The 18,570-nt window shown below is 56.4% G+C and carries 22 protein-coding genes; 12 read left to right on the top strand and 10 right to left on the bottom strand.

Annotated features, from left to right (window positions below):
• Positions 1–34: 34 nt before the first annotated feature.
• Together OVA03_RS11580 and OVA03_RS11575 are read right to left on the bottom strand one after the other, a co-directional pair.
• Positions 35–457: a hypothetical protein gene (locus OVA03_RS11580; RefSeq protein ID WP_267524742.1), complete on the bottom strand. Its 423-nt coding sequence runs from the start codon at positions 455–457 to the stop codon at positions 35–37.
• A 148-nt stretch (positions 458–605) separates the two neighbouring features.
• Positions 606–2,717 carry a potassium transporter Kup gene (locus OVA03_RS11575; protein WP_267524740.1) on the bottom strand — a complete coding sequence of 704 codons (2,112 nt, stop codon included), beginning with the start codon at positions 2,715–2,717 and terminating at the stop codon, positions 606–608.
• Positions 2,718–2,882: 165 nt separating this feature from the next.
• Here OVA03_RS11575 and OVA03_RS11570 point away from each other — a divergent pair, with 165 nt between their 5' ends.
• Together OVA03_RS11570 and OVA03_RS11565 are read left to right on the top strand one after the other, a co-directional pair.
• Positions 2,883–3,302 carry an Rrf2 family transcriptional regulator gene (locus OVA03_RS11570; protein ID WP_267524738.1) on the top strand — a complete coding sequence of 140 codons (420 nt, stop codon included), beginning with the start codon at positions 2,883–2,885 and terminating at the stop codon, positions 3,300–3,302.
• A 7-nt stretch (positions 3,303–3,309) separates the two neighbouring features.
• Complete coding sequence (locus OVA03_RS11565) at positions 3,310–4,107, top strand: SDR family NAD(P)-dependent oxidoreductase (RefSeq protein ID WP_267524736.1); 798 nt, start codon at positions 3,310–3,312, stop codon at positions 4,105–4,107.
• A 12-nt stretch (positions 4,108–4,119) separates the two neighbouring features.
• On the opposite strand, the gene OVA03_RS11560 is transcribed toward OVA03_RS11565, so the two are convergent.
• Complete coding sequence (locus OVA03_RS11560; RefSeq protein WP_267524734.1) at positions 4,120–4,848, bottom strand: MarC family protein; 729 nt, start codon at positions 4,846–4,848, stop codon at positions 4,120–4,122.
• Between the two features lie 96 nt (positions 4,849–4,944).
• Between OVA03_RS11560 and pyrF the strand changes: the two genes are divergently transcribed.
• Positions 4,945–5,628: an orotidine-5'-phosphate decarboxylase gene (pyrF, locus tag OVA03_RS11555; protein WP_267527720.1), complete on the top strand. Its 684-nt coding sequence runs from the start codon at positions 4,945–4,947 to the stop codon at positions 5,626–5,628.
• 132 nt (positions 5,629–5,760) lie between these two features.
• Here pyrF and OVA03_RS11550 read toward each other — a convergent pair whose 3' ends face one another.
• Both OVA03_RS11550 and OVA03_RS11545 read right to left on the bottom strand, forming a co-directional pair.
• Positions 5,761–6,126, bottom strand: a complete 366-nt coding sequence (locus tag OVA03_RS11550) for a hypothetical protein (protein ID WP_267524732.1) — start codon at positions 6,124–6,126, stop codon at positions 5,761–5,763.
• Between the two features lie 2 nt (positions 6,127–6,128).
• The gene (locus OVA03_RS11545) at positions 6,129–6,893 is read right to left on the bottom strand and encodes a DUF6065 family protein (protein ID WP_267524731.1); all 765 of its coding nucleotides are present in this window, start codon (positions 6,891–6,893) and stop codon (positions 6,129–6,131) included.
• Between the two features lie 77 nt (positions 6,894–6,970).
• Between OVA03_RS11545 and OVA03_RS11540 the strand changes: the two genes are divergently transcribed.
• The 3 genes from OVA03_RS11540 to OVA03_RS11530 all read left to right on the top strand — a co-directional run bounded on the left by OVA03_RS11540 (position 6,971) and on the right by OVA03_RS11530 (position 8,661).
• Entirely contained in the window at positions 6,971–7,486 is a 516-nt protein-coding gene (locus OVA03_RS11540; protein ID WP_267524729.1) for a prolyl-tRNA synthetase associated domain-containing protein, read from the top strand.
• An 81-nt stretch (positions 7,487–7,567) separates the two neighbouring features.
• The gene (gene trxA / locus OVA03_RS11535) at positions 7,568–8,443 is read left to right on the top strand and encodes a thioredoxin (protein ID WP_267524726.1); all 876 of its coding nucleotides are present in this window, start codon (positions 7,568–7,570) and stop codon (positions 8,441–8,443) included.
• 8 nt (positions 8,444–8,451) lie between these two features.
• The gene (locus tag OVA03_RS11530) at positions 8,452–8,661 is read left to right on the top strand and encodes a Trm112 family protein (protein ID WP_267524724.1); all 210 of its coding nucleotides are present in this window, start codon (positions 8,452–8,454) and stop codon (positions 8,659–8,661) included.
• A 56-nt stretch (positions 8,662–8,717) separates the two neighbouring features.
• Here the strand turns inward: OVA03_RS11530 and OVA03_RS11525 are convergent, their stop codons facing one another.
• On the bottom strand, positions 8,718–9,965 hold the full coding sequence (locus OVA03_RS11525) for a UbiH/UbiF/VisC/COQ6 family ubiquinone biosynthesis hydroxylase (RefSeq protein WP_267524722.1): 1,248 nt from the start codon (positions 9,963–9,965) through the stop codon (positions 8,718–8,720).
• 135 nt (positions 9,966–10,100) lie between these two features.
• Here OVA03_RS11525 and OVA03_RS11520 point away from each other — a divergent pair, with 135 nt between their 5' ends.
• Positions 10,101–12,560: a DNA translocase FtsK gene (locus tag OVA03_RS11520; protein ID WP_267524720.1), complete on the top strand. Its 2,460-nt coding sequence runs from the start codon at positions 10,101–10,103 to the stop codon at positions 12,558–12,560.
• Between the two features lie 86 nt (positions 12,561–12,646).
• On the opposite strand, the gene OVA03_RS11515 is transcribed toward OVA03_RS11520, so the two are convergent.
• On the bottom strand, positions 12,647–12,964 hold the full coding sequence (locus OVA03_RS11515; RefSeq protein WP_267524718.1) for a type II toxin-antitoxin system RelE/ParE family toxin: 318 nt from the start codon (positions 12,962–12,964) through the stop codon (positions 12,647–12,649).
• A complete protein-coding gene (locus OVA03_RS11510; protein ID WP_267524716.1) occupies positions 12,961–13,194 on the bottom strand; it encodes a ribbon-helix-helix domain-containing protein in 234 nt (77 codons plus the stop codon). Before OVA03_RS11510 ends, OVA03_RS11515 begins: the two co-directional genes overlap by 4 nt.
• A gap of 235 nt (positions 13,195–13,429) precedes the next feature.
• On the opposite strand from OVA03_RS11510, the gene OVA03_RS11505 reads away from it, so the two are divergent.
• The 3 genes from OVA03_RS11505 (at position 13,430) to OVA03_RS11495 (ending at position 15,797) form a co-directional block, all read left to right on the top strand.
• The gene (locus tag OVA03_RS11505; protein ID WP_267524713.1) at positions 13,430–14,089 is read left to right on the top strand and encodes a LolA family protein; all 660 of its coding nucleotides are present in this window, start codon (positions 13,430–13,432) and stop codon (positions 14,087–14,089) included.
• Positions 14,090–14,390: 301 nt separating this feature from the next.
• Positions 14,391–15,191: an exodeoxyribonuclease III gene (gene xth, locus OVA03_RS11500; RefSeq protein ID WP_267524711.1), complete on the top strand. Its 801-nt coding sequence runs from the start codon at positions 14,391–14,393 to the stop codon at positions 15,189–15,191.
• 150 nt (positions 15,192–15,341) lie between these two features.
• Positions 15,342–15,797 carry a hypothetical protein gene (locus OVA03_RS11495; RefSeq protein ID WP_267524709.1) on the top strand — a complete coding sequence of 152 codons (456 nt, stop codon included), beginning with the start codon at positions 15,342–15,344 and terminating at the stop codon, positions 15,795–15,797.
• A gap of 90 nt (positions 15,798–15,887) precedes the next feature.
• Here OVA03_RS11495 and OVA03_RS11490 read toward each other — a convergent pair whose 3' ends face one another.
• Positions 15,888–16,574, bottom strand: coding sequence for a response regulator transcription factor (locus OVA03_RS11490; protein WP_189484874.1), 687 nt, complete (start codon positions 16,572–16,574; stop codon positions 15,888–15,890).
• Between the two features lie 48 nt (positions 16,575–16,622).
• Between OVA03_RS11490 and OVA03_RS11485 the strand changes: the two genes are divergently transcribed.
• The gene (locus tag OVA03_RS11485) at positions 16,623–17,156 is read left to right on the top strand and encodes a L,D-transpeptidase family protein (RefSeq protein WP_267524706.1); all 534 of its coding nucleotides are present in this window, start codon (positions 16,623–16,625) and stop codon (positions 17,154–17,156) included.
• 16 nt (positions 17,157–17,172) lie between these two features.
• Here the strand turns inward: OVA03_RS11485 and OVA03_RS11480 are convergent, their stop codons facing one another.
• A complete protein-coding gene (locus tag OVA03_RS11480) occupies positions 17,173–17,856 on the bottom strand; it encodes a YggS family pyridoxal phosphate-dependent enzyme (RefSeq protein ID WP_267524704.1) in 684 nt (227 codons plus the stop codon).
• Here OVA03_RS11480 and OVA03_RS11475 point away from each other — a divergent pair.
• Positions 17,855–18,556 carry a thiamine phosphate synthase gene (locus OVA03_RS11475; protein ID WP_267524701.1) on the top strand — a complete coding sequence of 234 codons (702 nt, stop codon included), beginning with the start codon at positions 17,855–17,857 and terminating at the stop codon, positions 18,554–18,556. The two genes, OVA03_RS11480 and OVA03_RS11475, sit on opposite strands and share 2 nt — an antisense overlap.
• The last annotated feature ends 14 nt before the right edge of the window (positions 18,557–18,570 follow it).

The following is an 18,570-nucleotide window of genomic DNA, read 5'->3' as shown; positions in this document are numbered from 1 at the left end:
TTAATGCAGACGCATCCGCTAAAGATCATCGTCACTAGTTGCAATAATCGACCCCGGTCACGTCGACAATTACGCTTTGCGCATTTTGCGAAACCCGGATTTTTCCAGAATAAAGCTCTTGACCATACTTATTCTTGCCGGTGGTGAGCACTATGGGCTCAAGACGAGTTTTGGTTCTTGCATCCTCATAGACATACCAGCCCGTAGCGGTCTTGGTTTCTGTTCGATTTAAAATCACAGCCTTACCATTAAGACGCAGCGTCGCTTTGCTGGTGAACTCAACAAGTGTGGGTTTGAATCCCTCTTTGTCCGCCTTATCCGATGCGCGTGACAGGCCGACAAAACAGTCACATTCACAACTGTCCTCAGTTGTGATCGGCTCCAGTTTAAGGCTGGCGCTTTGCGCCTCTGAGACAGCGAAAAAGCTCAACAACAAACCAGTAATATAACGCATCATTTGCCCCCCCGAAGTTGTTGAGACTTAAGGTATCAAACAATCGCCTTCATAAAAACTGAAAAACACCCGTTGGGCCGCCCCAAGGGTGTTTTTCACAGTATTGACCCGCTCAAAAGTACACTGAGCGTAGCGAAGGACTTTTGTGCGATCAAACCGTCACTTGCGTTCCAAGCTCGACCACCCGTCCCGGCGGAATATGGAAATATTCGGTCGGATTGGCGGCGTTTTTCATCAGGAAGATATAGAGCTTATCCTGCCACAGCGGCATACCGGAATTGGCCGAAGGCACCACCGAGCGGCGTCCTAAGAAGAACGAGGTCGACATGATGTCGAACTTCAGACCCTGTTTGCGGCACAAACCCAGCGCCTTGGGCAGGTTCGGGCTTTCCATAAAGCCGTAGGCAATCACCACTTTTTTGAAATCGGCATTGATGATTTCAATCGTCACCCGGTCTTCGGGGGCGACGCGCGGGGTGTTGGCGGTCTTGACGGTCAGGATGACGTTTTTCTCATGCAGAACCTTATTGTGCTTAAGATTGTGCATCAGGGCGACCGGCGCCACATCAGGGTCTGAAGTCAGGAAAATCGCCGTGCCTGATGCCCGGTGAGGCGGGCGGGCCTGCATCATGTCGACCAGATCATTGAGACCCACACTATCGCGGCGGGTCTTTTCGGTCAGGATCTGAGTACCGCGCACCCAGGTTGCCATGACAATAAACAGGGCCGTAGCAATCAGGATCGGCAGCCAGCCGCCGGTAAAGAAGCGCAAGGCATTGGCCGTCAGGAACGCCAGATCAAGGATCATGAAAGGAATGACAAAGGCCAGCACCTGCGCCCAGCGCCACTTCCACATCTGACGCATCACAATGGCTGCCATAGCGGTGGTGACCACCATAGTCCCGGTCACCGCCAAGCCGTAGGCATGGGCCAGAGCCGAAGAGGTCTGAAAGCTCAGCATGACCACCAACACCCCGATCAGCAGCATGGAATTGATCTGCGGCACGAAAATCTGACCCGATTGGGTCTCCGACGTGCGCAGGACATCCAGACGCGGCAGGAGACCAAGCTGGATCGCCTGCTGCGTCAGGGAAAACGCGCCGGTAATCACCGCCTGAGAGGCAATAAAGGTCGCCGCCCCGGCCAGCAGCACCAGCGGCAACCTGAGCGCCAGCGGGGCCATCTCAAAGAACCAGTTCAGCTCCTGAAACGGTGCGCCACTTTCGATCGATAGATCGAGCATCGACAGCGCCAAAGCGCCTTGGCCCAGATAGTTGATCGCCAGACACGGCAGCACAAAAAACAGCCACGCCGCCTGAATGGGCCAGCGTCCGAAATGGCCCATATCGGCCGTCAGGGCCTCGGCCCCCGTCACGGTCAGGAACACCGCCCCCAGCACAATAAAGCCCGCCAGACCGTGCTCAGCCAGAAATGTCACAGCATAATGGGGGCTGATCGCCAGCATAATATCGGGATGGGTAATGAGCTGACCGACACCGAGTGCGGCCATGACCGCAAACCAGACCATACAGATCGGCCCAAAGAACCGCCCGACTTTTTCCGTGCCGTGGCTCTGGATAAAGAACAGCCCCAGCAGCATGATAATAGCAATCAGCATCACCATCTGGGTGCTGATTGAGTCTTCAAGGCCCGGAATGGTGCGCAAGCCTTCAACCGCCGACAGAACCGAAATGGCGGGCGTAATGACCGCATCGCCGTAAAATAGCGCCGCCCCGATCACCCCCAACACAAAGATAAACGGCGTGCGCTTACCCATCGCGCGCATGGCCAGCGCCATCAGCGACAACACCCCGCCCTCGCCCTTGTTGTCGGCGCGCATGATGAAAAAGACGTACTTGACGGTCACGACAAGGATTAGCGCCCACAAGGCCAGCGACACCACGCCTAAAATCTCAGAACGGGTTACCCCGTCATGGGACGCCGCATGAAGCGCTTCCTTGAAGGCATAGAGCGGCGACGTACCGATATCACCGAACACAACCCCGACCGAGCCAATGGCAAGCGCCAGAAATCCGGCACCTTTGGCAGCCCCGTGGCCACCACCATGCCCGCCATTATGGCCAGAGGCAGCGGACTCGCCCGCAGGGGTGCCATCGCCGCAATCTGTTTTTGCAGCCGCCTCTTTATTCGAGGCCGCAGCATCCTTAGATATAGCGGTGTGAGGAGCGGTTTCGCCCGAAGTAGCTCCGGGTGTTGGCGACGCGGAGGAGGCGGCGTCGTCTTTTGGGGTATCCCCGATCATATGGTGTACTCTCCTGAGGGCGGAAACTACGTTACGCACACACGCACTACGTAAATACCCTCGTTTGAACGGCGGGCCTATTACGCCCTTTTTAAGATGGTTTCAATCGTTCTCCCTGCTTTTCACTATGAACCGGCCCAAAATTATCGTAACAATGTTTTGATCATGTCTGACAGTCAAAGATTTCCCGTAGCCGCCCATACGCTGGCTTATCTGGCTCACAGAGGCGCCTATTCACGCGAACAGGCGGTGTCATCGTCTGTGCTGGCCGCCTCCATTCCGACCAATCCGGTGGTCATCCGCCGCATGACGACCCAGCTTTCCAAGGCCGGTCTGGTTGCGACCTGTTCAGGGGTCTCCGGCGGGGCATGGCTATTGAAAAAAGCCGATGCCATTCATCTGGATGAAGTTCTGTCCGCCGTGCATGGCTGCGCGCATCTGGGCAGCGCCCCTCCCGGCGCCAAGGGCTGCCCCGTCGGGCAAGCCATCCCCAAGGCGGTCAATGAGGCCATGAAGGTCGCCAATAGTGCGGCGTCCGGGGCTTTGGCCAAAATCACCGTGGCCGATCTGATTGATAATATCTGAGGTATCCGTGTCACGACGTCTGGTTTTAATCACAGGGGCTTCCGCCGGTATCGGCCTGGCGTTCGCCCGCGTCTACGCCTCACACGGTTGGGACGTCGTGGTCACCGGCAGGCGGGCTGACCGGCTGGAAAAGCTGGTCGAAGAGATTAAGCTGCGCTTTGGCGTCGAAGCCTTTGCCGTGCCGGGCGACCTGTCCGATCCGGCCACCCCTGAAAAGCTGATGGCCGCCGTAACCGCCCTTGGCCGTCAGGTCGATGGTCTGGTCAATAATGCGGGCTATAGCGTCCCTGAAGGCTTTGTCGGCAATGTCTGGGACAGCCACCGCCATTTTCTTCAGGTTCTGCTGCACGCGCCAACCGAACTGGCCCACCGCGTCCTGCCCGGTATGATCGAGCGCAAGTTTGGTAGGATCATCAATGTCGCGTCTCTGGCAGCCTATCTGCCCGGATCGCCGGGCGATACGCTGTACGGGCCGGTCAAATCCTATCTGCTGAAGTTTTCGCAAGGCCTGCATCTGGAAACCCGCGACCACGGCGTCCATGTCTCGGCCCTGTGTCCCGGCTGGACTTACTCCGAGTTCCATGACGTCAACGGCACGCGCTCAAAACTGTCGCAGTCATTTCCGGAATGGGTATGGATGGGGGCCGACGAGGTTGCGCGCGAAGGCTATCTGGCGGCTGAGGCCAATCGTGCGGCGTGCGTGCCCGGTGCCCCTAATAAGGTTGCCGCGGCGGTGCTCAAGGTTCTGCCCGATGACTGGACGCTGGAGTTGGCCTCCGAGCGCCTGCGTAAGATCAACCGCTAAAGGTTTCTGAATTTACGCCCCATGCGCCGTCGCATAAGGGTGGGCAGCGGCGGGCGTGATGATGTCCTGCGTAATGACGCTTAAGGACGAGATAATGATCTGGATCGCCAGCGCACACAGGATCAGCCCCAGCACACGAATCACCACCACCATGCCAACCCGGCCCAGCAGTTTTGAGATCGTACCTGTAAAAAAGAACGTCAAAAAGATCGCCACAGCCGTCGACAAAATTGCCCCCAGACCGACCAACATCCCGGCCCAGCCATATTTTTGAGCTTCCCCGGCCTGAATGATAACGGTCGAAATGGCTCCCGGCCCGATCAGCAGGGGTATTGCAAACGGCACCACCAGCTTTTCAAAGCTGATATTGGCCGACGCCCGCCCGGTCAGGATTTTGACCTGCTTGTCTGCGTCCGGCTTTTCATTGACGTGCTCGACCTCTTCGAACATGGCCAAAAAGTCGCCGCGCGTCATATCAAGGCCCAACAGGAACAGCAAAATGCCGCCCGCGATGCGGAAGGCATCCATAGAAATGCCGAAAAATTGCAGCAGTTTCAGGCCTGTAAAGAAAAAGAAGCTTAAAAACAGCGCCGAAAATATCGCGATATAAAAGGTCAGCCACTTGCGCGTCGATTTTGAGTGCGACCGCGTCGCCGCCGCGAAAATCGGCACATTGCCAATCGGGTCAAGCAGGGCGAACAGGGTGATAAAAAAGTTGACGTAAAACTCAACCAGGTTCATGGGTGACCCGAATTTTGATAAGGCGAAGCAGGGATTTCGCGACCCTATCAAATCCCACCGTTCGGTTACAGCAGAAACTTTGAGGATTCCCCCATGATCAAGGCTGATCCGCGTCTTATCGTCGCTCTCGATGAACCGACCCTTGATGGTGCCCGCGATCTGGCCAAACGGTTGGGCGATCAGGTAAGCTTTTTCAAGATCGGCCTGACCCTGATGGCGCAGGGCGGTCTGAAACTGGCCTACGAACTGCGCGATCAGGGCAAGATGGTGTTTCAGGACTGGAAACTGCACGATATCGGCGCTCAGGTCGAAGGGGCGGCGCGCGCCGCCTCACTGGGGGCCTGTGATTTCCTGACCGTTCATGCCGAGCCGCAAGTGATGCGTGCCGCCGTCAAAGGGCGCGGGTCGTCCAAGACCAAGCTTTTAGGCGTCACCGTCATGACCACCCTAACCGATGCCGATCTTAAGGAAATGGGGTATACGGACAAAGCGCTCGATCTGGTGCTGAAACGTGTCGATCAGGCGCTGGAGTGCGGCATGGACGGCGTGGTCGCCTCGCCCTTGGAAGCCAAAATCATCCGCGCGCGCGTGCCCGCAGATTTTCTGATTGTGACCCCCGGTGTGCGCCCGATCTGGGCCGCTGCCAACGACCAGCAGCGCATCGCCACGCCGGAACAGGCGCTAGGCGACGGCGCGTCTCACCTTGTGGTCGGCCGCCCGATCACCGCAGCCGCTGATCCGATTGAGGCGGCACAAAAGATTTTAGCGGCGATTGCTTAAATCTCCTCCCTGCTTTGCGGGGAGGTGGCACGGAGCGAAAGCGACGTGACGGAGGGGTACGCTCGGCTTACCTATACCCCTCCGCCTCGTAAACTCGGCACCTCCCCACTGCGTAGGGAGGAGGAATTGAGATCATATCCACGAACCACTAACAGCCATTGCTGATAGCAAACACATAAACATAGTAAAAGCCGTTACCGCTATTCCTGACATAGCTGTAAATGCGCGCATTCCTTTGGTGTAGTAAGCCACTATAATTGTAAGAATTATACTTACAATCGGTAGAACGATTAAAATATCTGACATCCACTGAGAATTTGTAAGCGTCCCTGGCTCCACTCCAAATAGACGCCCCCAAAGAAAAGCTAAAAACGGAGCTATAAGCAAAAGAAGTAATTTCGGAAGGCCGATACGCGCTTCTTTATTTTTCCAAGGAAAGAAAATGAGTGCGCCAACAATACCAAAAACAAAAGCAGTCGGCGTGACTATAAAAAGCATTTTCAACGCTTTCTATTAATTGGCCGCGGGGCTTCAATCGCTGATTTCAAGCGGCGACGCACCATATGCTCTGCCGGTGCATCAGCGTCTTCGACCGGAATTTCGCCCTTAAAGTAAAAGCGCTGCCAGGCCTGTTTCATCGTCTCCGGATCGCGTTCTTCCAGCTTGGCATTAAACTCGGTGCGCTTTTCGGTCCAGACCTGATATTGCTTGAGCAGCTCCGGATCGGCATCCAGATATTTCAGCACCGGCTGCACCGTGTCCATTTTTTGATGCTCAACCAGATTGATAAAGCAAAACGGCTCGCCCTTATTGAAATAGACCCGACCCGGCCGCGTCATGATCCAGTTCATCGTAAACGGAAACGGCAACCAGTCGGTCTCGATCAGGCCTTCCAGCGCCTGAACCCCGTCCTTGACATGGTTGGGTGCGCCTGAACACCACACGGCCCAACCCGGCGGCGTGCGAAACAAATAGCCCGTGTGCATGGTCAAAATACCGTGCGTAAAATGCGACTGCACGAAATGGCCAAGGCTGTCGGTGGGATCGAGCGGGGTCAGTTTCAGGTCTTCGTTGCGCGGACCACCGTTCCATTCGGCCATGAAATCAACCGGACACAGGATTTCCCAGCCCGTCGTATTGGCCATGGTCAGCGGCAGGCAGCGGTAAGGAAAGCGCGATTGAAAGCTATCCATCCAGGCGCGGTCGGGCCGTCCGGGCACGATTTCCGGCGCGGGATCCTGCATCCTGAAGCACTCTAATTCCATTGGCCAATTCCCTAATGCGGTACACTCATGTAATGACCTTTCAAACCATTACCCTTAGCGAAAATCAACCTGCGAAAATGCCACATACCCAAGACAGCCTTTTGAAAATCCTTGATGATCTCGGTTTGGATACCACAACCCTCGAACACGAAGCCGTTTTCAAGGTCGGCGAAGGCGATGACATCAAGGCCGCCCTGCGCGGTGCGCACACCAAGAACCTGTTTTTAAAGGACGATAAGGGCAAACTGTGGCTGATCAGCGCTGAACAATCGACCCAGATTAACCTCAAGGCCCTGCCAAAATATATCGGCTCAGGGCGGCTGTCGTTCGGGTCAGAAGACCGGCTTTATGACGCGCTGGGCGTCAGGCCGGGATCGGTGACGGCGCTCGGCCTTATCAACGATCCCGACCACCGTGTGCAGTTTATTCTGGATAAACATCTGGCGGACGCCGATCACGTCAACTTTCATCCGCTGGTCAATACCGCCACCACCACCTTATCTCAGGCCGATTTCCGTACATTTATTGCCCATCTGGGGCCGGATCTGGTGGTCTTTGATTTTGATCAGGTTGAAGCCCGTCCGATTAGCTAAGGCCACCACTTAAACCCTTGCACCGGTTGCGGCCGCACCCCATCTTGATGTAAACAAGCTTTCCAATTCACAGGTATCCCAATGGCCGACAGCGACCTTATTATCGACGGCTCCGACGCCAATTTTCTGGCCGACGTCATCGAAGAATCCAAAATCCGTCCGGTAATCGTCGATTTCTGGGCGACCTGGTGCGGGCCGTGTCGGCAATTGACGCCCGCGCTCGAAAAGGTCGTCAGGGACGCCAAGGGTGCCGTTAAGCTGGTCAAGATCGACGTCGATAAAAACCCGATGATCGCCGGTCAGTTGCGCGTGCAATCCATCCCTACCGTCTATGCTTTTGTGGACGGTAAGCCGATGGACGGCTTTTTAGGCGCAAAGTCCGAATCCGAACTGCGCACCTTTATTGAACGCCTTGGTGTCGGCGGTGCAGGTGATGGCCCGACCATTGATGACGCGCTCGAACTGGCCGCGCAATCGGCCACCCAAGGCGATGTCACCAGCGCTATGGAAGCCTTCAGTTTCGTGCTGGAGCAAGACCCGCAAAACCTGAAAGCCATAGCGGGCGTTGCGCGCCTCTACCTCAAGGTCGGTGAACCGGAACAGGCCAAGGGCTTCCTCGATATGGCCCCCGCTGATACCAAGGACAGCGATATTTTGAGCCTGCGCGCCGCGCTTGAGCTGGCCGAAGATGCACCCGCCGATCTGTCGCCGCTCTATGATGCCATAAGTGCTGATCCGGCCAACCATCAGGCCCGCTTTGATCTGGCCAGGGGCCTCGCGGCCCACGGCGATATGGAAAAGGCTGTCGATGAACTGCTGACCATCATCAAGGCGTCGCCTGACTGGAACGACAGCGCCGCCCGCGATTATCTGGTCAAGATTTTCTTTGCCATCGGTCAGATGTCGGAACTGGCCAAATCCGGCCGCCGCCGCCTGTCCTCCATCCTATTTAGCTGAGTAGCTGCATGACCGATACGACCGAAAAACCGAATATCGAGATCGATCCGCGCCTGTTGGAGGTACTGGTCTGCCCGGTCACACGCCGTCCGCTGACCTATGATCGAACAGCGCAGGAACTGATCAGCCCAACCACCGGTCTGGCCTTCCCGATCCGCTCCGGCGTGCCGATCATGCTGGTCGATCAGGCCCGTAAGTTCGAGCCTCTAAAAGGGTAATGAAACTCCGTCAAAAGTCCTTCGGCTGCGCCTCAGTGTACTTTTGACGGTAAGCGCTAAAGTTCTTGGCCTTGTAGCAATCGCGGCAAATCGCCCGTTGCACCCCCGGCATCTTCCATAAAGAACCGCCGGAACACCCCGATCTGGTTGACCATGCCCATGCCTAAGCCCCGCAAAGGTCGCAGGATGGGGTTATTGTTGGAAAACAGATGCACAAACCCGTCGGTGGCCAGTGAGGTCGTCACATTGTCGAACCGCCGCCATTTGGCATAGCGTTCCAGCACCAGTTCCGATCCGATATCTTCACCCAGACGCGCCGCCTCAATCACCACTTCGGCCAAGACGGCCACATCTTTCAGACCCAGATTCAACCCCTGCCCCGCAATCGGATGAATACCGTGGGCGGAATCCCCTAAAAGCGCCAAACGCCATTTGTACATATCTTCGGCCAGACTTAAACCGAGCGGATAGATGAATTTCGGCCCGACCAGCTCGATCTCACCCAGAAACTCCCCGAACCGTTCCTGAAAATGGGCGAAAAACAGCTCATCACGCACGCCCATCAGGGCCTTGGCCTTATCATGGCTTTCCGACCAGACGATGCAGGCGCGATTATCGGTCAGCGGCAAAATCGCAAACGGGCCGGAGGTGAGGAAATACTCATAGGCGACGTGGTTATGGGGATGCTGCATCTTCACCGTCACCACCACAGCACTTTGGCCGTAGTCCCAGGCGATATTGCGGATACCGGCCCAGTCTCTGAGTTTCGATTGCCGCCCCTCGGCCCCGACCAGCAGCGGCGCACTTAAAACATCGCCGGTGTTCAACGTCACCGAAATGCGCGATGGGTTTTCTTCAATGGTTTCAATGGTCGCGGGGGCGATGACCTCAATCCCCGACGCCTTAATTTCGTTATAGAGCGCCGTGCGGATATGGCGGTTTTCGACCATATAGCCCAGCGGTTCATCGCCGGAGCGGTCTGAGATTTCCTGCGCGCGGAAATGCAGATAAAATGGCAAAGGCGCTTTGGTCGCCGCGCCCGGCAGATGGCCATCCGTGACCATGATCTCATCCATCCGGCACGACAGCGGGGCCAGCTTTTCCCCGACCCCCAACACATTCCATTGCCGGAAACAGCTATAGGCAATGGCCGAGGCCCGCCCGTCATAGCCCGCATCAAGCTGATCCGTTACCGGCTGCCGCTCGATCAACACAGGCTTAAGGCCATTTTTCGCAAGCGCCAGCGCCAAGGTCATGCCCGCCATGCCGGCACCGGAAATGATTACGTCACAGGTTTTTTCCATAGCGGTTTGATACCACTTTCAGCCGATGAAAACAGGTCAAAAAACCATAGGCTTTTTTTGATTTCGTAAACAGCTCTTAACCATATCCGTGGCAATTAGTCCCATTGTATCCGTTTAAAACCTTCGACTGAACCTATGGCCAGCCTGACCGCGACGATTATCACTCAACTGGAAACCCATGCCCGCCTGATCTGGCGCTCTGTGCCTATGGCGCGTCTGCGCGGCGCGTTTGTCATGTTGCTCGGTCTGGCCTGCCTGTTTGCGTTCGTAAGCTTTGATGCCAATGACCCCAGCCTGAACACGACCTCATCGCAGTCACCGCACAATATCCTGGGCGGATTTGGCGCGATTATCGCCGATCTGGGCCTGCAATCGCTGGGGGTCGCCGCCTGGCCGATGGCGCTGTTCATGGCCTATTTCGGCTTTCTGCGCATGATGGAAACCGACCCCGACGCCACCCGTAATTTCCTGCGCCGCCATAGTTTCTGGTCATTCCTGTTTGGTCTGGCCCTGGCCGCGACGCTGGCGCCCATCCATACCGGCAACCCCGATCCGGTGCTGGCCCAAAGCTGGGGTGGGTTCTGGGGCGAAGGTCTTCATGGTCTGCTGGCCAGCCTGTTCCATTTCATGAAGCTGCCCTATGGCGACATCATCGCGGCCATCATCTTTGCCGGTCTGGGCCTGTGGTGCTTTAACAATGCCCTGCGCCTGCGCGGCGACACCTACATGAAGATCGGCTCAAAGATCGCCTTTGGCATCCAGAATTTTGCCGCCACCATCGGCGTCAAAGCCCATGATCCGGACGCCGATTTTGATGAGCCGGTACGCAAAAAACCCAAAGCCAAGGCGACCAAGACCTTCATCGATGATACCCCGCCATTTGATGTGGCGCCTCAAACCGAACCGATGGTCGCCAGCCGCGAAGCCGCCCCGTTTGACGACGACGATGCGGATATGCCGTCTTATGACGACGACTACGCACCGGCGCCCAAAACGTCCCATGAGCCCAAGCTCGCCATCAAAATGCCCAAGGCCCCAAAGCCGGTGGTCGATGAGCGCCAGTCCAGCTTTGAGTTCTTAAAACCCGGCAATTTCCGTCTGCCGGAATTGAATATTCTGTCAAAACCCAAGCCCCGCGCCACCAGCTTTGACGAAGATGCTCTGCGCCAAAACGCCCGTATGCTGGAAAGCGTGCTGGCTGAATTTGGCGTCAAGGGCGTGATCGATCAGATCCGGCCCGGCCCGGTCGTCACCCTTTACGAACTGGCCCCGGCCGCGGGTGTCAAAGGTGCGCGCGTCGTGGCTCTGGCCGATGATATCGCCCGTAACATGTCCGCCCGCTCCTGCCGTGTTTCGATCGTTCAGGGCCGTAACGCCATCGGGATCGAACTGCCCAACGCCGTGCGCGAAACCGTTTACCTGCGCGACATGCTGGCCTCCGCCGAGTTTGAAAAGGCCGGTCACATCCTGCCGATGGTTTTGGGTGAAAATATCGGCGGTGAGCCCTATGTCACTGATCTGGCCAAAATGCCCCACCTGCTGATCGCCGGGACCACCGGTTCGGGCAAGTCGGTCGGGGTCAATGCCATGATCCTGTCGATCCTGTACCGCCTCGATCCGGAGCAGTGCAAGTTCATTATGATCGACCCCAAGATGCTGGAATTGTCGGTCTATGACGGCATCCCGCACCTGATCGCGCCCGTGGTGACCGACCCGAAAAAGGCCGTAGTCGCGCTCAAATGGACGGTCAAGGAGATGGAAGACCGCTACCGCCGCATGTCCAAGATCGGCGTGCGCAACGTGGCGTCCTTCAATGAACGCGCCAAAGCGACCGCCGCTGAGGGCAAGAACTTTATCCGTAAAGTCCAGACCGGCTTTGATGAAACCGGCCAGCCGATCTTCGAGACCGAGGAAATGGTGCCTGAGCCCATGCCCTACATCGTCGTGATCATCGACGAAGTGGCCGACCTGATGATGGTGGCCGGTAAGGACATCGAAGGCGCCGTTCAGCGTCTGGCTCAGATGGCCCGCGCCGCCGGTATTCACCTGATTATGGCCACGCAGCGCCCGTCGGTAGACGTTATCACCGGCACCATTAAGGCCAACTTCCCGACCCGCATTTCGTTCCAGGTGACCTCAAAAATCGACTCCCGCACCATTCTGGGGGAACAGGGTGCTGAGCAACTGCTGGGGCAGGGCGATATGCTTTATATGGCTGGCGGTGGCCGCATCACCCGTCTGCACGGCCCGTTTGTCGGCGATAATGAAGTCGAAGCCGTGGCCGAATATCTGCGCTCGCAAGGCTCGCCGCAGTACCTCGAAGACATCACTGCTGGCGGCGATGATGACGGTGAGGGCAGCGGCGATGGCGGCATGGGCGAAGGTGGCGGCTCCGGCGACGACCTGTACGATAAGGCCGTCTACTACGTCACCTTCGACCGCAAAGCCTCGACCTCCTACATCCAGAGAAAACTGCAAATCGGCTATAACCGTGCCGCCTCCCTGATGGAAAAGATGGAACTGGAAGGCGTCGTCGGCCCCGCCAACCATGTCGGCAAACGCGATATCCTCGTCGGCCCACCCCCAGGCCACTAGGGGCAAGCCCCTAGAACCGGAACTTAAGAACCTCCCCTGATTTCAGGGGAGGGTGGCTGCAAGCGCAGCGAAGCAGACGGGTGGGGTTAAATGTCAGGCTGTAACTGCGCCGGTATATCCATTTGCTGATGCAGAACCCGAATTACATCTATGTAGTCGGCCTGACTGATGTAAAAAACGACATAGGGAAATCGCGTTAATAAGCGATGGCGCAGTTCCGGTATATCAAGCTGCTCACCATAATGATTTGATCCAGCGTCCGGGTACTGCTCAATATGTCTGAACAGCGCATCGACGGCTTCAACAAAATCAGAAGCTACAGCGCCTCCCGCCTCGCGCAAATAATATGAAAATGCCGCTTCAATATCTGTGTCGACAAGCCTGCGGGTAATAACGGGCTTCATTCAGGAGGGTTTTTAGCGCGCTTTAGGAGTTCAGTCTTCGTTTCCGCCCAAGGACGCCCCAAAGGCGAATTCAGCCCGTCAATGATAAGGCCGCGCATTTTTTCTTTGTCGGCTTCGATAGCATCTTTGCGCACCAAATCACGCAGATACTCACTATGTGAACCATAACCACGCGCTTTGACACGCTCATCAATGAACGATTTCAACGTGTCTGGCAGAGAGATATTCATGGTGGTCATGTGGGGAGATTAACATCAATGGCAAAATTTGCCAACCTAACTATATGCCCACCCGATTATTCATGCCCCATTCAGGCGTAAACCGCTAAATCCATAATCAAGCGCAATCCAAAAAGTGGTTCCGGTTTTTGGAATAAATTGCGCGACTAAGGTTAAAGCCGAAAAAATGCCGCGCTCGGCACATAAAGCATTCGATAATTATGATTTTGGATTTATGGGTAAGCTTATGACGCACTACACCAAACGCGCTTTCATCGCAGGACTGGCAGCCCTTGCCGCCACGCCTGCGCTCGCCCAGAACAAGACCACCGGCACGACGTTCGTGCGTGTGCCAACCTTTGCGGCTGAGGATCAGGCCCGCATCAAACGCGCCACCGCCTATCTGCAAGCCTTAAGCGCCGCCTCCGGCCGGTTCGAGCAGACCGATTTCCGGGGTCGCGTGACCTCCGGTCAGTGGTGGCTGCAAAGGCCGGGTAAGATCCGCTTTGAATATGACGCCCCCTATTCCGTGCTGGTCGTGGCCGATGGCAAGAACGTCAATATGTGGGACCCGCGCCTGAAATCGTTTGATCAGTACCCGCTGTCGTTCACGCCGTTGTCGCTGTTTTTGTCGAAGCAAATTCGCCTCGATCAGGGCGTGATCGTCACCGAAGTCACCCGCACCACCGACGGTTTCCGCCTGAAAGCCCGCGATCGCCGCAAAGACGTCGAGGGCGCCATCACCATGACCTTCCGCGATCAGGCCGGTAAGCTAACCCTTGGCGACTGGACGGTGGTAGATGCGCAGGGCAAATCGACCCGCGTAAATTTGCTGACGCTCAATACCGCCGCGTCCCTGAAACCGTCGCTGTTTGTGCTCAATAAGTCGTCGGTCTCCAAAAACTGATACGCCAATTAAGCGAATTTAGCGCTTGCGGAAATATGTAACGGTGTTACGGTTTCGTCATGTGCTGAGAGCGACCTGTTGAGGTTAGCGGCTTTACAGACCCTCACGCACCTCTCTTGTGTGCATTTCCTTACGCTTTCGTGTTAAATGCCAATCCTTGAGCCCGCCCTGTTTGCAGAGCGGGCTTTTTTCTTTATATGCGCTCAGGAGCCGCGCAGGCTCGCCGCATTAGCGGCGGCGCACGGTCGTGCTTGCCAAGCCTCAAGACGAGGCTTGGAGGTGGTCTGTTAGGAATTATTTTATGCGATTGTCAGTGGTGTCATGGAACGTCAATTCGGTGCGTCTGCGCATGGAGCAGATCGCCAAATTCCTGAACGCCATTGATGTCGACGTCATCTGCCTGCAGGAAATCAAGTGCCAGGAACATGAATTTCCGCGTCAGGCCTTTGCCGACATAGGTTTCCCGCACATTCACATCGCCGGTCAAAAAGGCTGGCATGGTGTCGCCATCGCCTCACGCTATCCGTTTGAAGCCAATGAGCTTTTGCCGTTCTGCCGCCGGGGCGAAGCGCGCGTTCAGGCGATTGTCATAAATGGCGTCGAAATCTGGAACTTCTATATTCCGGCGGGCGGCGATGTGCCTGACCGCACCGCCAATGACAAGTTCGACCATAAATTGGAGTTCTATGAGCGGGTCAGCGCCCATCTGAAAACCCGCAATAAAGACCATCCGCTGCTGATCTGCGGCGACCTTAACATCGCCCCCGGTGAGTTTGATGTCTGGAGCCACCGCCAGATGCTCAAAATCGTCAGCCACACGCCGCAGGAGATCGAGGCGTTTGGTGAGTTTATAACTTCCGGCGACCTGTATGATCCGTTCCGCGACGCCTATCCGCTGCCTGAGAAAATTTTTACCTGGTGGAGCTACCGCTCTGCCGATTTCCGTAAATCAAATCGCGGCCTGAGGCTCGACCACATCCTGCTTAATCAGGCACTCAAAGCCCGCGCCACCGGCGACATTACCGCCAAAATCCACGACTGGGTGCGCGAATGGGAACGCCCCTCTGACCATGCCCCCATACAGGTAGAGTTTACGATTTAACTTTTAAGAACTCCCCCTGATGCAGGGGGAGCTGTCTGTGAGCGAAGCGAGCGACAGAGGGGGTTATTAACCCCACCCGTCATCCGATCCCAAGGGATCGTCTGCCACCCTCCCCTGTAATCAGGGGAGGTTCTAATTGAAGGCCACACAATGACTGATACCCCTCTAGAAGCCCAATTGCCCGCCCATATCTTAGCCAAGGCTGATGTTCAGCACGGCGAATATGCATGGCGGGTCAAAGACATCCCCCAAGTCGTCAAGGCGGCGGCGGACATGAACCTGCTGAACTTAGGCGGGCAGCTTCAAGTGCGCATTCCCGGCTGTATCGGTGAATGTGACTGGGTGGATGCCGACCCGGCAGCCATGGTGCCGCCCGATTTACCGTGGGAAGTGCGCGTGCGCATGGCGGCTGAGCTGTCCCATCAGGAAATGGCCGACCTGCAACAGCACTTTGATTTTCATCAGCAAATCCGCGAAGCCTTCCCCGCCCACGTTGAGCCCTATCTGGCCAGCGGCGGCAAAATCGAAGACGCCACCTGGTTTGTCTGGTACGTCATGGACGAAGCGGGCGATGCAGAGCATCAGGCGTCCCTTACAGAAGAATAGCTACAAAAAATCCCGCAGGCTTAACCTGCGGGACCATATTGATACCGTTAAAAGTACACTGAGCGAAGCGAGAGACTTTTAACGGAGTAACTAAAACTGCAACCGGTACCCGCCTGCATCGGTCATCAGCAGCCGCGCATTGGCCGGATCGGGTTCGATCTTCTGACGTAGACGATATACGTGGGTTTCCAGCGTGTGGGTGGTGACGCCGGCATTATAGCCCCAGACCTCGGTCAGCAGTTCTTCGCGCGTGATCGGCTTACCGCCCGCCCGATAGAGATATTTGAGGATATTAGTTTCTTTCTCGGTCAGGCGGACTTTTTTCTGAGCCTGATCGATCAGCAGCTTAAGCGCCGGTTTGAACTCATACGGCCCGATGCGGAAGGTGGCGTCTTCACTCGTCTCATGAGAGCGCACCTGAGCGCGGATACGCGCCAGCAGGACGGCAAAGCGGAAGGGCTTTGTGACATAATCATTGGCGCCCGCGTCCAGCCCCAGAATCTGATCGGAGTCGGTCGATTGCCCGGTCAGCATGATCACAGGCGTGGTCAGGCCCGATTTGCGCAGCAGGCGACACGCTTCACGCCCGTCCATGTCCGGCAGATCAACGTCCAGCAAAATGATATCGGCATTGATCGTCTTACCCAGCCGAATGCCTTCGGTGCCGTTATTGGCCTGGGTCACTTTGAACTCTTCGTGCAGCTCAAGCTGTTCAGCCAGAGCTTCGCGCAGTTCATCGTCGTCATCAACTATAAGCAGGGTTTTTTGTTGCACCATATTCCTGTAACTTATTTTTCTTTGAGTTTTGCCAACAATAGTGACGAAATGGTCAAGATTTTTACCGCAACCGCCCATGATATACCAGAGCAAAACCGCGGCGAGGTCGTTCTAAACCAACATAGGGTGCGTTGCGCGCTGGGGAAAGAGGGCGTTATTGCCGCCGAGGATAAAAGAGAAGGCGATTTGCGCTCTCCGCTGGGGGTGTGGCCGATCCGCTTTGTCTATTACCGGCCTGACCGTACCCCCGCCCCCAAGACCGTGCTGCCGCTTGTGGCGCTTACGCCCGATGACGGATGGTGCGACGATCCGGCCGATGAGGCCTACAATCAGCCGGTCAAACTGCCCTATAAGGGCCGCACGGAAAGCCTTTGGCGCGAAGACCATGTCTATGATGTCATTATTGTGCTGGGTTATAATGACGATCCGGTCGTGGCGGGGCATGGTTCCGCGATCTTTGCCCACGTCGCGCGTGAGGGATATGTCGGCACTGAGGGCTGTGTGGCGATGAAAATCGAGGATGTTCTGATGCTGCTGGAGCTGGCCGAACCGGACAGTGCGATTGAGATCAAATCTGCGTGAAGGTTGGTCAGTCTGTTCAGCGGCTACCAAATATTGCCGTACCGACACGAATTTCGTTCGATCCAAACCGTAAGGCGACCTCGAAATCGTCGCTCATGCCATAGGACAGGTGCGTGATCCCGTTTCGCGCGGCGATCTTTTGCATCAGGGCATAATAGGGGCCTTTGGGGCCATCGACCGGCGGGATGCACATCAGCCCTTCGATAGTCAGGCCATAGTCACGCACAGTTTTTTGCAAAAATGTATCTGCCTCGTTCGGTAAAATCCCTGCTTTTTGAACCTCTTCGCCAATATTGACCTGTGCAAACAGGCGCGGACAGCGGCCCTTTTTTTGCGCCGCATCAGCAATGGCGCGGGCGATTTTATCGCGATCAACCGTTTCAATCACATCGAAAAACCCAACCGCTTCTTCAGCCTTATTCGACTGCAATGGCCCGATCAGGCGCAGATCGAGACCGCTATAGACATCATCCCGCGCCGGCTCCCAGCGCTCGATCGCCTCCTGCACACGGTTCTCGCCAAAGGTGCGGTGTCCGGCCAATAGTACCGGCTCAATCACCTCCCAGGGCTGGTTTTTGGACACGGCGGTCAAGCGCGCAGCATCCGACGGCCGACCAGCAAGCTTTAAGGCCTTCGACATTTGCGCTACAATGCGCGCGTAAGCGACGGCCGATGCCGCCGGTTGGGTACTGATGACCATGACCTACAAAACCCGTTTTGCGTATATGATGAACAAGGCCAAAGACATAGCCCGAAGCGCGCGTATGTCCAGCCCCTTGATACATCTCAATGGCCACGCCCCAAAGACTCAGGGTCATGAACCGGCAACCGATCTGCCGCCCTTGTTTTTCTTTACCGACCCTGAGCGCACCCCGCATCCGGAAGATGTCGCCAGCCTCCTGCCCGCAGATTGCGGCATCATCTATCGCAGCTTTGGTGACAAACACGCCCCCGCCCATGCTCGCGTGCTCAAAGGCATAGCCGAGCAACGCGGGCTTAAGCTGTTGATCGGTAACGATGTCGATCTGGCGCTGGAGGTCGGTGCCGACGGCGTCCATTTGCCGGAACGTAATCTGGAGGCGGCCACAGACATACGCCGCCAGTATCCGCAGCTTTACATCACCGCCGCCTGTCATAGCCTGAAAACCCTGAACAGCGGCGGGATCAATGCGCTCGATGCCGTGTTTATCTCCCCGGTGTTTGCGTCAAACAGCCCGTCCGCCAATGGGATTGAACCTTTGGGCGCCAAAGGGGTTAAGGCCTTTTGCGAGCTGTCGCCTGTGCCGGTTTATGGTCTGGGCGGTATCAGTGTGGATACGGTCGACGCGTTAATGGGCACGGGCTTACGCGGTCTGGGCGCTGTCGATGCCTTCATGATCCAAGATGAGATGAGGGTTTAAGCGTGAAATGGCTT

This window comes from Asticcacaulis sp. SL142, from assembly GCF_026625745.1.
In the GTDB taxonomy this organism is placed as follows: Bacteria; Pseudomonadota; Alphaproteobacteria; order Caulobacterales; family Caulobacteraceae; genus Asticcacaulis.
This window is presented reverse-complemented; position numbering and strand designations above follow the sequence as displayed.

Excerpts from the sequence above, each read along its gene's own strand:
- OVA03_RS11570 (WP_267524738.1), top strand. The coding sequence starts at position 2,883 with ATGTCTGACAGTCAAAGATTTCCCGTAGCCGCCCATACGCTGGCTTAT.
- OVA03_RS11525 (WP_267524722.1), bottom strand. The coding sequence starts at position 9,965 with ATGGAAAAAACCTGTGACGTAATCATTTCCGGTGCCGGCATGGCGGGC.
- OVA03_RS11475 (WP_267524701.1), top strand. The coding sequence starts at position 17,855 with ATGACCTACAAAACCCGTTTTGCGTATATGATGAACAAGGCCAAAGAC.
- OVA03_RS11575 (WP_267524740.1), bottom strand. The coding sequence starts at position 2,717 with ATGATCGGGGATACCCCAAAAGACGACGCCGCCTCCTCCGCGTCGCCA.
- OVA03_RS11540 (WP_267524729.1), top strand. The coding sequence starts at position 6,971 with ATGCCACATACCCAAGACAGCCTTTTGAAAATCCTTGATGATCTCGGT.
- OVA03_RS11515 (WP_267524718.1), bottom strand. The coding sequence starts at position 12,964 with ATGAAGCCCGTTATTACCCGCAGGCTTGTCGACACAGATATTGAAGCG.
- OVA03_RS11580 (WP_267524742.1), bottom strand. The coding sequence starts at position 457 with ATGATGCGTTATATTACTGGTTTGTTGTTGAGCTTTTTCGCTGTCTCA.
- trxA (WP_267524726.1), top strand. The coding sequence starts at position 7,568 with ATGGCCGACAGCGACCTTATTATCGACGGCTCCGACGCCAATTTTCTG.
- OVA03_RS11520 (WP_267524720.1), top strand. The coding sequence starts at position 10,101 with ATGGCCAGCCTGACCGCGACGATTATCACTCAACTGGAAACCCATGCC.
- xth (WP_267524711.1), top strand. The coding sequence starts at position 14,391 with ATGCGATTGTCAGTGGTGTCATGGAACGTCAATTCGGTGCGTCTGCGC.
- OVA03_RS11545 (WP_267524731.1), bottom strand. The coding sequence starts at position 6,893 with ATGGAATTAGAGTGCTTCAGGATGCAGGATCCCGCGCCGGAAATCGTG.
- OVA03_RS11560 (WP_267524734.1), bottom strand. The coding sequence starts at position 4,848 with ATGAACCTGGTTGAGTTTTACGTCAACTTTTTTATCACCCTGTTCGCC.
- OVA03_RS11505 (WP_267524713.1), top strand. The coding sequence starts at position 13,430 with ATGACGCACTACACCAAACGCGCTTTCATCGCAGGACTGGCAGCCCTT.
- OVA03_RS11480 (WP_267524704.1), bottom strand. The coding sequence starts at position 17,856 with ATGGTCATCAGTACCCAACCGGCGGCATCGGCCGTCGCTTACGCGCGC.
- OVA03_RS11510 (WP_267524716.1), bottom strand. The coding sequence starts at position 13,194 with ATGAATATCTCTCTGCCAGACACGTTGAAATCGTTCATTGATGAGCGT.
- OVA03_RS11490 (WP_189484874.1), bottom strand. The coding sequence starts at position 16,574 with ATGGTGCAACAAAAAACCCTGCTTATAGTTGATGACGACGATGAACTG.
- OVA03_RS11530 (WP_267524724.1), top strand. The coding sequence starts at position 8,452 with ATGACCGATACGACCGAAAAACCGAATATCGAGATCGATCCGCGCCTG.
- OVA03_RS11495 (WP_267524709.1), top strand. The coding sequence starts at position 15,342 with ATGACTGATACCCCTCTAGAAGCCCAATTGCCCGCCCATATCTTAGCC.
- OVA03_RS11550 (WP_267524732.1), bottom strand. The coding sequence starts at position 6,126 with ATGCTTTTTATAGTCACGCCGACTGCTTTTGTTTTTGGTATTGTTGGC.
- OVA03_RS11485 (WP_267524706.1), top strand. The coding sequence starts at position 16,623 with ATGGTCAAGATTTTTACCGCAACCGCCCATGATATACCAGAGCAAAAC.